This window comes from Streptomyces sp. NPDC039465, assembly GCF_055639315.1.
This window is the reverse complement of the sequence record NZ_JBVKAP010000014.1, coordinates 73,480-86,400: the sequence shown is the minus strand read 5'-3', so window position 1 is coordinate 86,400 and position 12,921 is coordinate 73,480. Positions and strand designations below refer to the sequence as shown.

Sequence of the window (12,921 nt, the reverse complement as noted above, 5' to 3'; positions counted from 1 at the left end):
CCAGGGGGAAGGCTCGGGGACGTCGCGCTCACCGTCGCCGCCGACGGCCGCTCCGCCACCGGCTGGTTCCAGGGACTGGGGACGTTCATGCCGTCCCGAGGGCACCGACCAGGGCCGGGAACTGCACGAGGCGTACGCGAACGGTCGGGCCACCCATGAGGGTGGCCTCTCGCGACCTGTGGAGATGCTGGCCGACCTCAGCCTGCAGTTCGCGCTGCGGGTGCTGCCCCCTGAGATCCGGATCTCCTCCGGGGGCAGGACGACGGGCCGGTGGTCTGGCTCCACGACGGCGTGTCCTCATGGGCCTGCTCACCGCCACGCCGGAGGACGGTCACCGCCTGGTCCGGCAGGGCGGCCCGCGCCGGTCGATAGATATGGTCATCTGCGGCTGGGAGCAGTGGGAGCAGGCAGGCAGCCCGTCACTATACGACTTCGGAATGACTCGCACCCACAACGAGCAGTACGTGTGGAGCGAGGCCGCCTCCGGCTATCGGCTTCACTGGGACCCGCTGCGCGATTCACGCTCCCCGATCCGCCACGCCGCCTGACACGCCGCAAACGCCCCGAAAGAAGAGGTTCGCGGCCTGGGGCTCGACGGGGAGGTATCCGACCTCGTCGGCCACGATCAGCGTCCCCTGCGTGAACAGCAGAGCGGCCAGGTTCTGGTAGGACCCGGCCGCTCGCTCATGGGCCGACGAGGTCACGCGGGTTCGATGCAGAACTGTCGGGCACCGCGCAGTGTGGTCCGCAGGATTCGCTGTGTCGCCCTGCTGTCGAGGCGTACGTCGAGCGCACCGGGCAGCGCGCTGTTGGCCCGCAGGCCCGTGGGTAGCCGGGAGGCGTCGAGCCTGTCCCGCTCGGCGATGAGGATGCCGAGCTCGTACCGGCTCACAGCGTCAGCGCCTGCGAGGTGGTGGATGCCGGCCGCGTCGGACGCTGCCAGCTCCAGGAGCGCGGCGGCCAGGTCGGCGACGTGCACTGGGCAGCGGATGTCGTCGGTGAACAGGACGCCGTCGCGAGTGCCGGCGGCGAGTTCGTGTACGACCTTCTCGTGCACCGAACGTCCGTGGCCGATGATCAGCGATGTGCGGGCGACAGCGGCCTTCGGATGCACGGCGAGGACCCCGGTCTCTGCTGCGGCCTTGGCCGCGCCGTACGGGGTGATGGGGTCGGGGAGAGTGGACTCGTCGTAGTGGACTCCGGCGCCGGAGAACACCGCGTCACTCGACACGTGGACCATGCGGGTTCCGTACCTCGCTGCCGCCATCGCGAGTTGGATGGGGCCCTGGGCGGTGGTTGGCCAGTCGGCCAGGCCGCTCGATGCGTTGAGGACGAGATGCGGGCTGACCTCGGCCATGACGGCGTCCAGGCTTTCCGCGTCCCGCAGATCGAGGGGGTACCACGTGGTTGGGGAGGCGTCGCCGGACTTGGTCGCGTAGGTCGCGACCACCGTGTGCCCTGCTGTTCTCGCCTGCCGGACCAGCTCGGTCCCGAGGAAGCCGCTGCCGCCGACGATCAGAACTGTCATTGCGACACCGTAGACAACGAGGAAGGCGGTCACCCGGGTCCGGGTGACCGCCTTCATCAGCGTGTCGGGTGCGGTTGCCAGACGTAGCGGATGTCCGGCTCACGCTCCTCGTTGCGCAGCCCGTCCGTCCGCTCGACCGCGATGAAGCCGTGTCGTTCGTAGAACCGCTGCGCGGCTGCGTTGACCTGGAACGTCCACAGCGTCAGCCCTTCGGGCTGCTGCTGCCGGGAATGCCCGGACTTGGGCAAGCCCCTGCCGGAACGCCCCGGCAGGGGCTCTGTACTTCTCCACCCCCACCTGGGCTGCTCACAACGTCGGGCGGGGCTGGGTCGGGAGCGTTCGTATGCGTCACTGGAACACCTCGGCGCTTCGCGCAGCCCCAACCACAGTGCGCAGCGGGAACGCGATGAGCAGCGCGACAGCGATGAGGAGTGCGCTTGCCCACAGCGGTCCGAGGTTCCCGGCTGGGGTGCCGAGGGTGGTCGCGGCGATGAGGGGGCCGGTGGTGGCGCCGATGTTGAGTGCGGCGGTGGCATACGAGCCTGCCATGGGGGGAGCTTCTGCGGCCTCGTAGAGGACCCGCGTGATCAGCGTGCTGCCCAGCGCTGCATGGCGCCCTGTGCGCGTGGCCAACGACAATGCTCCCTGGACGAACATGAGGGTGAACAGGGCGACCGGCTCGTTGGCCAGTACCGCCAGGAGCGGGTGGCGGACCCGGACCGGTTGCGGTCGAATGTGGAATCAACCGCATCAGGCGGCACAGGGCCGTGGCGACCCGGTACGACAAGCTCGCAGTCCGCTACGAAGCCGCCCTCCAGATCGCCGCCCTCAATGACTGCCTCTGAGCCCGTGAGTCGAACGGCCCCTGGGCCGGGTCAGTATCCGATGGCCTCTCGGAGAAGCAGCACGGTGCCGCGCCCCGGGCGGGGTTCCGCGTTGAGGATGAGCAGGCGGTTGACGGCGCTGGGCCTCCCGTACACCCTCTGGGCGCGGGCGTTCTCCAGTGGGAGGGCATGGTCCTCGACGCGGCGCAGGGCTGCGCTCAGGTCAGGCACCACCTTCTGCGCGCCGACGATCCAGACTGCGTGGTCGGCGCCGCCCGCGTTGGCAGGGAGTTGGCTGCCGCTTCCCGAGGCAAGAATGAGCGAGCCGGTCTCGGTGACCGCGGCGACGCTGTTGACGACGAATTCGGGGCTGGCGACCAGCTTTCGGATCTCGTCAGCACCGGTGGCCCGGTCGATGGCCATGATGCGGGGCCTGATGGCGTCGTACTGGCCGCTGGCGTTGATGTCCTCATCGATGCCGGACAGTCGCAGAGTCTCGCTGGCTCCGGTGAGCACGCTGGCGCCTTCGGGGACCAGGTCCTTGATGCGGGCGCGCGCTTCCGCGGCGTCCTCGAGAATCTCGGCGGCGAAGCCGCCTGCACGCAGCGCGGCGGCCACCCGCTCCAGTTCTTCGGCCGTCGCCGGGTCGGTGAAGGACGCGGCCGGAGCCGTGGTGGCCGCGACGTGTGCCGGGTCAGCCCCGGAGCCCTGCGCAGCGCGGGGCGCCGTGCCCGCCAGCGGTGAGGTGTCGAGGTACCTGACCTCGTACACCCGCTCGGCGAACTTCCAGCCTTCATCGGTGCGCTGGTAACGGTCGTGGTAGACGGCGTAGTTCAGACCCTGGCGTCCGTCGAAGGTGCGCGCGAGTTCCTGAATGTAGGCGCGGCCGGTCGCGGTGTCGCCGTCGACCTGGACCGTACCGGGGTGTGTCGTCTGTACGAAGAAGTCCCACTGGCTCTGCAGCCGCTCGCCCCCGGCAAGGATCTCCTCGCGGCCGATGAACTCGGCGGGGATGTTGGGCATGCGTAGGGCGCCGTACGGTGTGAACAGCGACGCCAGTCGGGGCCGGTCGCGCATCATCGCCGCGTCGGTGAACTCCCCGCGCAGTGCCTCGATCTCGACGCGGTCCGCGATCGCCTGGAAGTCGTTCATCAAAGTCCCCTCTCCGTCTCGTCGTCGCCCTCGCCGGTACGACACCGTTACGACGAGCCAGCGCTTCGGAATGTGAGGTGGCGCGTCGGCCTCACAGTCCTAAGCCCTGCCTCACCGCAGCCAGGGGACGCGGGCATACGTCAGGCGACAGGTGGTGTGGCGGACCGCAGCGAGGCGGACGTCGGCAACGACGACCAGGACGAGGAGGCCCTGGTTGGCAGGCTGCCCCCGAGGTCGGAAGTCGTGTGGGCGACCTAGGATGCGGCTGGTGAAGCACAACCGTCGCGCCCGAATACTGCTGGCCTGCTGCGTCGTCGTCGCTGCGTTTGGGTGGTTCGCCACCCAGACCGTGCGCCCTGCTGACTGCCAGGTCGCCTTTTCCGCATTCACCGACGGTGACGGACAGCCCCTCTCCGGGAACGGGGAGGAAGTGACCTGGGATGCATTGGACGAACGTGCCTACCAGGACATGGTCGCGTCAGGTCGTTGCGAGCCGCCGGCAGCCCGCTGGCGCCACTGGCTCAGCTGACAACCCAAGCCGATTTCAATGCGCCTCCGCGATGGTGCTGCGGCGGAAAGCCAACCACCAGCCGCCCCGCGCGCCCGCGGGCGGGAATCCGGTCAGGCCGTACCGAGAACAGCAGATGGTCCTCGGAACTGGCCCACAGCTACGCAGGTACGTCGACAGGATGGCGCCGCACGGCTCCGAGGCGGTGGCGCTCGCCGCGGTGCTGATCACAGCGACGGCCGCCTCAGCCGTTTCCGCCCCTGCTCACGCCACGCCGGAAGCGGCGGCGGGGATACCGGCGCAAGCCCCGGCGACCTGCTTCGCCACCTCGTGTTACGGCCTCGATCCCATCGAGACCCACTGCGTCGACGACGCAGTGACGATCGACGACGTTGCACTGGACGGGCGCATCGTCAGACTGCGCTACAGCGCAGAGTGCAGGGCGGCCTGGGCACAGCTCTGGTTCGGGAAGCCGGGCGACAGAGCCTACGTGCGGACCGTGGACAACGACGGGCACACCGTAGCCGTACAGAGCATCACGTTCATGCCCTGGAAGGGGACCAGTGTGTACACGCCGATGGTGAACGACAAGAACCTCAAGGCTCAGGCGTGTACGGAATTCGACCACCTTCCGGGCGATACCGGAACCAAGTGCACGATCTTCTACTGAGCCTCAGACCGGGTGTCAGGCTGGGTGTCAGGCCGTGATGAAGACGTCCAGGGCCTCCGTGACGATGTCGATGGGGTTCGCAAAGCTCCTCGACCCGTTGATCTCCCCGGCGAAGACCATGCCCACCAGATGACGGATCAGGTCCAGGGTCCACACGATCGCACCGGAGTCGCCCACCGCGCTGAACGGACCGCCATCCCCCACGATGACGATCGAACCGGAGAAGAACACCTGGGCGCCCGAGGGATCTCCGGCCCAGTGAGAGGCGCCCACTTCCCGGACACGGCCCGTCGTCACCCCCGACGTCCGACCGCTCTTCGCGACGGGCATGTCCACGGTCGCCGCCGCGGTCGTCGAGCTGATGGGAATCTCGAAGGGGCCGAACGGGCTCGGCGTCAGAACCCTCGGGCTGACATTGGTCGCGACCGCCCACGCCGTGCCACAGTCGACGACGTTGATCGGACCACCGAACTCCAGTGGGACGAAGCGCTCCAGGACCGCCACGAGGTCCGCCTCGCAGTTGCCGAAGTCACCGGCGGCAGGTTGGACGACGCAATCGCCGAGCGCGCCCTGGTTGCTGTTGGCGAGGATGTGGTTGCAGCCGATGATGAGCGTGCGCATGTCCCGCGTGGCCGACCGGCCCCTGGACAGACAACCCAGCGTGCCGATGTTGAGCGTATTGGGCACGCTCACGAGGGAGATGCCGCCGGGCGCCGGGCGCTGCCTGAAGGAGAACGACTGCGCCAGGATCGGGCCGGTGACGACCGGAACGACGGCGACGGCGACGCCGCCGAGCCGGCCGCCCGTACCCCCATGCGCTCCACGAGCACCGCTTCGACGTCCTCGGCGTTCCTCGGCCGGTCCAGGTATGTGGTGAGGGTCCACTGCCCCGGCTCGACGGCATCGTGCCGCGCGCCGCAGTCCGACGGTCTCGCCCTCCCGATGCCGACGCCCTGGATGTTGGTCGTCTCGGTCAGCTGCTCGGGCGACTTGACTCCGCTGCGTTCCTCCCCCTGGCTGCTCAGCGCTGCTTAGATCCCGGCTCGCGCCTCCAGCAGGTCGGCCGGGAACACGTCCGGGTCGAGGGCCGCTCGGTCGAGCAAGTACCCCAGATCCCTGATTTCCGCCTGTTCACCAGACCGGGCGGAGTCGTCCGGCGGCGGTTAGGTGGTCCGTGGCATGGGACACCTCCTCCACCCCCACTGCCGAAGCTCGCACGGCCGAGTGGACCGCGCCCGGCGGCATTGATCCGTGTTGCGACAGGAGGTCTCCGTGACATCTTGGATTGTGGAGACATGAGCACGTCGGCGCGTGCAGTAACCGCCTCGGCGCCACGACCTGGGCCCGGAGTCCTAGCTCAGACACCAGGGAGCAAGTAACCGCTGGTAGCTTTCAAGGCTTCGCGGCGGCTGTCTTCTTCGGCTGACGGGGCACGGTCTTCTCTCGGTCGAGGTGCCCGTACACCGTCGACCGGGGCACGCCGAACATGTCGGCGATCTGCTGGACGGTCTTCTCCCGCTCGTCGTAGAGCAGTTGGGCGAGCGCGGCTTGGTCCTCGGTGAGCTTCGGTCGGCGTCCGCCGACCCGCCCGCGGGCGCGCGCGGAGGCGAGCCCGTCGTTCGTGTTCGCCACGATCAGTTCGCGCTGGAGTTCGGCGAGCACGGACAACATCCCGAACATCGCGCGGCCCTCCATGGTGGCGGTGTCGATGCCCTGTTCGATGACGTGCAGCCCGATGCTGCGCTCGCGCAGCTCCGCGCCGAGGGTCACCAGGTGCAGCACGGAGCGGGAGAGCCGGTCAAGCCGGGTGACCTTCAGCGTGTCGCCCTCGCGCAGCAGCTGCATGACGAGGTCGAGCTTCGGGCGCGACGCCTTCGCACCGCTGGCGACGTCGACATGGATGCGACGCGAGTTGCCGACACTGCCCACCTGCGGGTTCGTGATCACGGGAGTGACTGTCGGCAGACGTTCGTTTGCCGACACTTCTCAGCCCGCCCGGGAGTTCTCACGTCGGGTGCCGCTGATTCATGTCGGCCGGTCAGCTGGTGCTCGGCGTAGGTCCGGCCAGGCCGTGCAGTAGCAGGGCGGTGAGGGTGTCGACGATCTCCTCGTCGGTTACCTGCGGGCCGCCTTCCCCCGCGGTGATGACGGCGTAGCCGAGCATCGAGACCATCGCCCCCATGGCCGCGGCGACGAGCTCGGGGTCGCCCGGGAGCGGGTGGCCCCGTCGGCGGAGCCACTCCAGGTGCTCGCGGAGGGTGCCCGTCTCCCCGGTCAGGCTCGCCCAGGCGCGGCCCTCGCCGGGCGGGCCGGCGAAGTTCGTCTGTATCAGGGCCGCGACCACCGGCAGATGGTCGCGGATCACCCGCCAGGTGACGGCCAGATGCTCGCGCAGCTGCCTGCCGTCGGTCAGATCGTGGTCGGCCGGGTGGCCGTCCGCGCCGATCTCCGCGTCGGCCTGCGTGTCCATGTCCTGCATCAGCGCTTGGAGCAGGGCGTTCTTGTCCGCGAAATGGGCGTAGAAGGAGCCGGTGGCGCGACCGGCCTCGCGGGTGATGTCGGTGATCTTCGTGTCGAGGTAGCCGCGCTCGGCGAACAGCCGCCGCGCCGCCTCTTTCAGCGCCGCCTCGGTCTCGGCGGCCTGCTCCCTGCGTACGCCCATGCTCCCGGCGGCTCCTGTTCGGCTTGACGTGTCGCCCTCACCCTCATCATAGTGAATCACAGTTCCATGAATCTAAATTCACTGAATGTAGATTCATGGAAGCCGTGCAGGAGAGATCAGGGAGGGCAGATGACTGCCATCGTCATAGGCGGCGGAGTGGCCGGAGCAGCCGGCGCGATAGCGCTGCGGCGCATCGGTGTGGAGGTCACGGTCTACGAGGCGTACGCCGAACCAGCCGGTCAGGTGGGCTCGTTCCTGAGTCTGGCGTCCAACGGCCTGCGGGTGCTGCGCTCCCTTGGCGTGCTGGAGCAGGTACGGGGGGCCGGGATCGACATGCCGGGCCAGCGCATGTGGTCGAGCTCGGGCAAGCTCCTGGGCGATGTGCCGCGGGGTCGGCTGAGCGGCGACGAGCTGTATAGCGTGACCCTGATGCGGGGCGCGCTGGTCGCGTCGCTGCGCGCGGAGGCGCTGGCGGCCGGGGCGCGCATCGTCACTGGTGAGCGCCTGGTGGACGCGGTCACCACCGAGGCAGGGTTACGGGCGGTCTTCGCGAGCGGCCGTACGGCGGAGGCGTCCCTGCTCATCGGCGCCGACGGCATCTGGTCGGCCACCCGGTCACTGCTCGACCCGCACGCGCCCACCCCCGAGTACGCCGGCCTCTACAGCATCTCGGGCATCGCCGAAAGCATCGAGACCGACCCCGGTGTCTTCAACATGACCTTCGCCCGCAACGGCGCCTTCATCCACCTCGCCGCCCCCGGCGGCAAGGTCTGGTGGTCGGCCCAGGTCGCCTGCCCCGCACAGCCGGATCTCGCCCTCACGGACGCGCAATGGCTGCACCGCCTCGGCGAACTGCACCGGCACGAACAACTGCCGACCGCGATCCTCGAGGCCACCACCGAACTCCACCGCCCGACCCTGATGCACAAACTCGACACGGTCCCGGTCCGCCACAACGACCGCATCGCACTCCTCGGCGACGCCGGACACCCCGTCGGTGCGGGCCAGGGCGCGTCGATGGCCCTGGAGGACGCACTCGTCCTGGCCCAGTCACTGGCTGCGGAGCCCTCGGTGGCGGCCGCCCTCTCGGCGTACGAAGCCGCCCGCTCGGCCCGTATCGCCAAGATGGTCAAGGCCGCCTCGGACAACCGCGACGCCAAGACGGCAGGCCCGCTCACCCGGCGGATACGCGACCTGGTGATGCCGCTGGCGGTCCGCCTCTTCTACGAGAAGGCCACAGCCTGGCTCTACACCCACGACTGCGGCGAACTGCTGACCATCCGGACGGATGGAGACTCCCGGGCCCGTGGCTCACGACTCTGACCTTCATGGGGTTGATCGCGCTGCTTGTGCCACGTCCTCGGTGGCCCGCCGCGGGCGGGGAACAGCCAGGGGGCCAAGGTCGAGGCGCTTGTCCATCTCCAGCCGGAAGGTGCCGTACGGATTGATATTCGACCAGAACAGCGCGGTTAGCCCGCGCCGGTCATCGTTGCTCAGCTTCTTCGCCCACGCCGACTCGGCGAGCACCTGCTGGAGCAGCAGGGTGTTGATGTGCACGAGACTGCTCTGGAGCAGGTGCAGTGCGAGCATTGAGGTCTCGGCGTGCTCCTTGTCCGGGCCGGTCAGGGCACCGTCCTTGCCGTAGTGGAGCACGGTGTTCGCCGAGTTCCAGTTCTCTACGACCTGGAGGCCGCCGTGGATCTCGCGGCGCAGGTCGGGGCTGGCGAGGTAGTCGCACGCGAAGGTCGTGCGCACCGCGCGGCCCAGTTCTTCGAGGGCCTGGTAGGTGGGGTGCTTGGGACCGCCCCGGGTGAAGCGCCGCAGGACCTGCTCGGCCTCGGCTGTCCCCAGGCGCAGGGCGGTGGCGTACTTGACCATCTGGTCGTACTGCTGGGCGATCAGGTCCCAGCGGATCGCGCGGGTCAGCGAGCCGCCGAGCGCCGGCCAGCCGGGCGGGTCGTCGTCGGGCCGGTACAGGCGGATGCTGCCGATGTTCTTCAGCCTCGGCAGCAGGCGGAAGTTGAGCAGCTCGGTAAACGCGAACCCGACCACGCTCGCGCCGTGCGTGTCCACGTAGTTGGACTCGATCTCGGCGTCCGTACAGTGCCGCAGTAGGCCCTCGATCATCGCCGCGACCTCGGACGACGAACAGCTCTTGAGCTGCGAGTAGATGCAGACGTTCTTCCGCTCCACGTGCCAGTAGATCATCACGCCGTTGCCGCCGTAGCGGGCGTGGTACTCGGTCATGAAGTTCGAGGACCAGGAGCCGAACTTCTTTGAGTCCGACGCGCACGCGGTGCCTTGCCCCCACCGCGAGGTGTCGCGGGCGGCGAAGGTGGCGTTCACCAGCTTCGTCACGGCGGCCCGCAGGTTGTCGACCGTGATGAAATGCCGGCGTACGTGGCGCAGGGCGGCCTCGGTCTCGCCGTGCTCGCCGGTCGCCACGATGGCGCGGATGCCCATGTTGGTGCCGAGGGCGAACAGCGCGAGCAGCAGGCGGCGCTGGAGGACGGTGCGGTCGATGCGCTCGTACGCGGCGACCGAGGAGAACTCGTCGGTGAAGCCGGTGTCGAAGTCGGCGTTCTTCAGCACGTCCAGGAGATCGAGGACGCCCCATCGGCGTACGACCTCGTCCTTGAGCGCCTGGAGGCCGGTGGGTTCGTCCAGCTTCTCCAGCTTGGGCACGGTGATCCACGGCTCGCCGTGCCGGGTGGTGACCTTCACCCCGCCCGCCGAGCCGTCTGCGAGTGCCGCCGACAGCCGGTCCAGGCCGTTCGTCATCCGCTGCTGGAGGCCGGTGATGAACGCGGCGGGGTCCATCGGCTGGCGGATCGCGGCGTAGTGCACGGTACGGGCCGCCTCGAAGTCGCCGGGACGCACACCCGCCCCTTTGCCGTCGACCCTCCAGGCATTCACCCGGTCGGCTCAACGAAGGTGCGCGGCGCCGGGAAACGGCAGAAGTGAACGACTGGAAGCTACCAGCGGGTTACTTGCTCCCTGGTGTCTGAGCTAGGGCTCCGGGGCCGACCTGCCTCGCCAATGTGGCGCCTGCCTCAGACTCACCTCGGGCCTTCGAGCTTCCGTTCACGCTGCCGTTCCTGTGAGCACATCGCGAATGGCACTGGTTGTCCCTCGCTCGGCCACGCTGGCGATGAGCTGCGATGCCAGGTTCAGAACAGGCACTGACTGCTGGTGAATGGCGACCAAGGCGCGCGGGCAGTCCGTCAGGCAGTACGGCGCGCTGGAGATGCCGAACTCCCTGTCGTAGTTCAAGAAGAGTACAGACAGCAGTATCGGTAGGGGCCGACGTGCGGCCGAAGAGAGACCAAGTGCTCCGCGGCCACCTGCCCACTCGGCCGTCGCCTCGATGTCGAGCTCGTCATTGCCCTGGTAGACGCCGACGGCGCCGTCGGCGTCGGTCTCGCTACAGTGGCGGCAGTTCGGCGTCGTGATCCGGGCCGCCGTGCCGTACGCGCGGCGGCGTCAGGCCGGGCAGCGCCGGATGGACGGACACAGAGGCGCGCGACCGCAGGTGTACACCCGGTCTCAAGCCGGCACCGCGTCCGCACCGTCGGCACTGCCGTTCTGTAGCACCGTCAGCATCCCTTCCACCAGCACCACCACCTCGGCCACGTTCCCGTTTGCGGATCGCCCCACCCACACGGGGTAGGTACCGTCGCGGGTCGTCGCGAAGGCGACCAGCTCGCCGCCCGACGCCTCGTCGCGAGTGCGCAGGAGGTACATGGAGTCGGGGATGTCCTCCCCGACACCCGGCTCCCCACGGACAAGGTGTCGCTCGAAGAGACGGTGGAGCGACTCCCAGGCGCCGGCATCGGCGAAGGAGCCGGTCGCACCGTCAGTACTGAAGCCGAAGATCTCGTTCTCCCCCAGGAGCCGGGGGTCGTCATCCGGCCCGAGGGCCATCTCCCACGATGCGGCGGGGGTCTCGCCGACACGCAGCCGGACCGCCGTGGTGTCCGTACGGGTCACCCAGCCCTGGCTCCACTCGCAGTCGTACCCCACGCGGACCTGGGCTTCTTCGAGCACGTACTCCCCCGGCGGGACAGGGACCGTGATGGCGGGCCCTTCGTCGAAGACGTTGTCCGGGCCGGATATGGCCAGCAGCCCGCTCGGCACATTCAGAGTCCCGGTCTGACGTGGCTCCAGGACGGTCATCTCGGGGTGGTATCCGTCGGTCACACGCGTCCCGGGCCGAAACAGCGCGTCGAGCGGCCCGGCCTGCGCGGGGCGAGGCGGTCGCCAGCAGGCGGCAGGTGCCTCGGACGCGTCGTCGGACGCCTCCGCCGCATCTGCGGTTGAGGTGAGTGCCGCCGCCTGGAGCGCCACCGGTCCCGGCAGCCTCTGCCAGAGGGCGGCGAACACCGGCCAGTCTTCGAACCCGGGACGCACCTGCCAACGCTGTACATCGGCGCCGGGCACCGTGACGAGCATCCGCCCGCTCGCGCCTTGGGGCTCCTGCGTGATCGAGCCCTTGCCGTCGGGGAACAGTTCCATTTCGAAGCGGGGGCACTCGTCGTCGAACTCCGCCATCTCCAGCCCGGCGTACTGCCACTTGCGGATACGCCGGTTGAGCAGCCGACTCTGATCGTCCAGCAGCCGCAGATCCAGCTCGTCGGTGCGGCGGCCCTGGGCGTCGTAGAGCCACACGCCGACATAGTGGTCCCGCCAGGAAACCAACCTGACCTCCAGCGGAACGTCCCGGCCCGAGATCCGGTACACGGCCACGTACGGCAGCCCCGCAACATCGCGCTCCCGCGCCGCCTCGGCGGCCAGAGGCCGCCACAGCGCGCGGGCCTCCAGATCCCACGCCAGGGCGTACGCCACCTCGACGACCGTCCCCGGCCCCTGATCCCCACCCATACGACCACCGCCCGCTCGCCTGAACCTGACGACACAGTAGACACCGCCACTGACAAGGGCCGATGCAGGGGGCCAGCAACAGGCCCGTCCGAACTCGACGAGCGAGCACGCAATCACTCTGGCAGCCGCTGCAAGAGGAGGGTGAACGTCATCCGTTCAGCTCACACATTCCCTCAGCCGTGGACGACCACAGGGCGAGGCTGCTGTCACGCGCGCTGAAGTGGCCCCAGACCCTCTCGCCGAGTTGAGCGGCGTGCGCACGGCCGTTGCGCTGTGGTGGTCAGGGCGTGGGGCCGGGGCTGGGGCTGGGGCCGGGGCCGGGGCCGGGGCCGGGGCCCGGGGCCGGGGCCGGGGCCGGGGCCGGGGCCGGGGCCGGGCCCGGGTCGGGGTGGTTTCGCGGATGAAGACGGGCTTGAGGTGCTTCTTCTCGGGCAGGGCGTCGGGGAGTTGTTCCCGGTCGAGGACGTGGGAGACGACGCGTTCGGGGGCGACGGTGCCGGTTGCGGCGAGCGCGTCGGGGGTGTGGGCGCGGACGTGGTCGCAGGCGATGCGCACTGTGACGCCGGTGAGGTACATGTCGAGGACGCCCTTCTCGTTGGTCAGGGCGAGGAAGTGCAGGCCGTGGCCGTGGTACTTGCCGGAGTAGTTCCGCCGGTCGGCCTTGCCGGTGCGGCGTCTGGTGCGGATGAGGGTGCC

Annotated in this window: 12 protein-coding genes and 4 pseudogenes; 5 read left to right on the top strand and 11 right to left on the bottom strand. The window is 69.2% G+C overall.

Annotated features, from left to right (window positions below):
• Positions 1-299 precede the first annotated feature (299 nt).
• Positions 300-548 (top strand): hypothetical protein, encoded by a 249-nt coding sequence (locus tag ACZ7LT_RS32440; protein WP_471239685.1) that lies wholly within the window; start codon positions 300-302, stop codon positions 546-548.
• Between the two features lie 152 nt (positions 549-700).
• On the opposite strand, the gene ACZ7LT_RS32435 is transcribed toward ACZ7LT_RS32440, so the two are convergent.
• From ACZ7LT_RS32435 to ACZ7LT_RS32425, 3 genes and pseudogenes are all read right to left on the bottom strand, one after another.
• Complete coding sequence (locus tag ACZ7LT_RS32435; RefSeq protein WP_471239684.1) at positions 701-1,528, bottom strand: SDR family oxidoreductase; 828 nt, start codon at positions 1,526-1,528, stop codon at positions 701-703.
• 56 nt (positions 1,529-1,584) lie between these two features.
• Positions 1,585-1,797, bottom strand: a pseudogene (locus ACZ7LT_RS32430) (N-acetyltransferase); the annotation flags it as partial.
• 79 nt (positions 1,798-1,876) lie between these two features.
• Positions 1,877-2,233, bottom strand: a pseudogene (locus ACZ7LT_RS32425) (Cmx/CmrA family chloramphenicol efflux MFS transporter); the annotation flags it as partial.
• Between the two features lie 20 nt (positions 2,234-2,253).
• On the opposite strand from ACZ7LT_RS32425, the pseudogene ACZ7LT_RS32420 reads away from it, so the two are divergent.
• A pseudogene (locus ACZ7LT_RS32420) lies at positions 2,254-2,373 on the top strand (IS5 family transposase); the annotation flags it as partial.
• Between the two features lie 30 nt (positions 2,374-2,403).
• Here ACZ7LT_RS32420 and ACZ7LT_RS32415 read toward each other — a convergent pair.
• Positions 2,404-3,504 (bottom strand): LUD domain-containing protein, encoded by a 1,101-nt coding sequence (locus ACZ7LT_RS32415; protein WP_471239683.1) that lies wholly within the window; start codon positions 3,502-3,504, stop codon positions 2,404-2,406.
• Between the two features lie 268 nt (positions 3,505-3,772).
• Between ACZ7LT_RS32415 and ACZ7LT_RS32410 the strand changes: the two genes are divergently transcribed.
• Together ACZ7LT_RS32410 and ACZ7LT_RS32405 are read left to right on the top strand one after the other, a co-directional pair.
• Positions 3,773-4,033: a hypothetical protein gene (locus tag ACZ7LT_RS32410; protein ID WP_471239682.1), complete on the top strand. Its 261-nt coding sequence runs from the start codon at positions 3,773-3,775 to the stop codon at positions 4,031-4,033.
• Positions 4,034-4,193: 160 nt separating this feature from the next.
• Positions 4,194-4,682, top strand: coding sequence for a YjfA family protein (locus ACZ7LT_RS32405; protein ID WP_471239681.1), 489 nt, complete (start codon positions 4,194-4,196; stop codon positions 4,680-4,682).
• 27 nt (positions 4,683-4,709) lie between these two features.
• Here ACZ7LT_RS32405 and ACZ7LT_RS32400 read toward each other — a convergent pair whose 3' ends face one another.
• The 3 genes from ACZ7LT_RS32400 to ACZ7LT_RS32390 all read right to left on the bottom strand — a co-directional run bounded on the left by ACZ7LT_RS32400 (position 4,710) and on the right by ACZ7LT_RS32390 (position 7,344).
• The gene (locus tag ACZ7LT_RS32400; protein WP_471239680.1) at positions 4,710-5,375 is read right to left on the bottom strand and encodes a chymotrypsin family serine protease; all 666 of its coding nucleotides are present in this window, start codon (positions 5,373-5,375) and stop codon (positions 4,710-4,712) included.
• A gap of 699 nt (positions 5,376-6,074) precedes the next feature.
• On the bottom strand, positions 6,075-6,629 hold the full coding sequence (locus ACZ7LT_RS32395; RefSeq protein WP_471239679.1) for a recombinase family protein: 555 nt from the start codon (positions 6,627-6,629) through the stop codon (positions 6,075-6,077).
• Between the two features lie 91 nt (positions 6,630-6,720).
• Complete coding sequence (locus ACZ7LT_RS32390; protein ID WP_471239678.1) at positions 6,721-7,344, bottom strand: TetR/AcrR family transcriptional regulator; 624 nt, start codon at positions 7,342-7,344, stop codon at positions 6,721-6,723.
• 129 nt (positions 7,345-7,473) lie between these two features.
• On the opposite strand from ACZ7LT_RS32390, the gene ACZ7LT_RS32385 reads away from it, so the two are divergent.
• The gene (locus ACZ7LT_RS32385; RefSeq protein ID WP_471239677.1) at positions 7,474-8,667 is read left to right on the top strand and encodes an FAD-dependent monooxygenase; all 1,194 of its coding nucleotides are present in this window, start codon (positions 7,474-7,476) and stop codon (positions 8,665-8,667) included.
• A gap of 3 nt (positions 8,668-8,670) precedes the next feature.
• On the opposite strand, the gene ACZ7LT_RS32380 is transcribed toward ACZ7LT_RS32385, so the two are convergent.
• The 4 genes and pseudogenes from ACZ7LT_RS32380 to ACZ7LT_RS32365 form a co-directional block, all read right to left on the bottom strand.
• Entirely contained in the window at positions 8,671-10,224 is a 1,554-nt protein-coding gene (locus ACZ7LT_RS32380) for a transposase (protein ID WP_471239676.1), read from the bottom strand.
• A gap of 204 nt (positions 10,225-10,428) precedes the next feature.
• On the bottom strand, positions 10,429-10,617 hold the full coding sequence (locus ACZ7LT_RS32375; protein ID WP_471239675.1) for a hypothetical protein: 189 nt from the start codon (positions 10,615-10,617) through the stop codon (positions 10,429-10,431).
• A gap of 273 nt (positions 10,618-10,890) precedes the next feature.
• Positions 10,891-12,225, bottom strand: a complete 1,335-nt coding sequence (locus ACZ7LT_RS32370; protein ID WP_471239674.1) for a DUF4241 domain-containing protein — start codon at positions 12,223-12,225, stop codon at positions 10,891-10,893.
• A gap of 387 nt (positions 12,226-12,612) precedes the next feature.
• Positions 12,613-12,813: pseudogene (locus ACZ7LT_RS32365) on the bottom strand (zinc-dependent alcohol dehydrogenase); the annotation flags it as partial.
• Between the last annotated feature and the right edge of the window lie 108 nt (positions 12,814-12,921).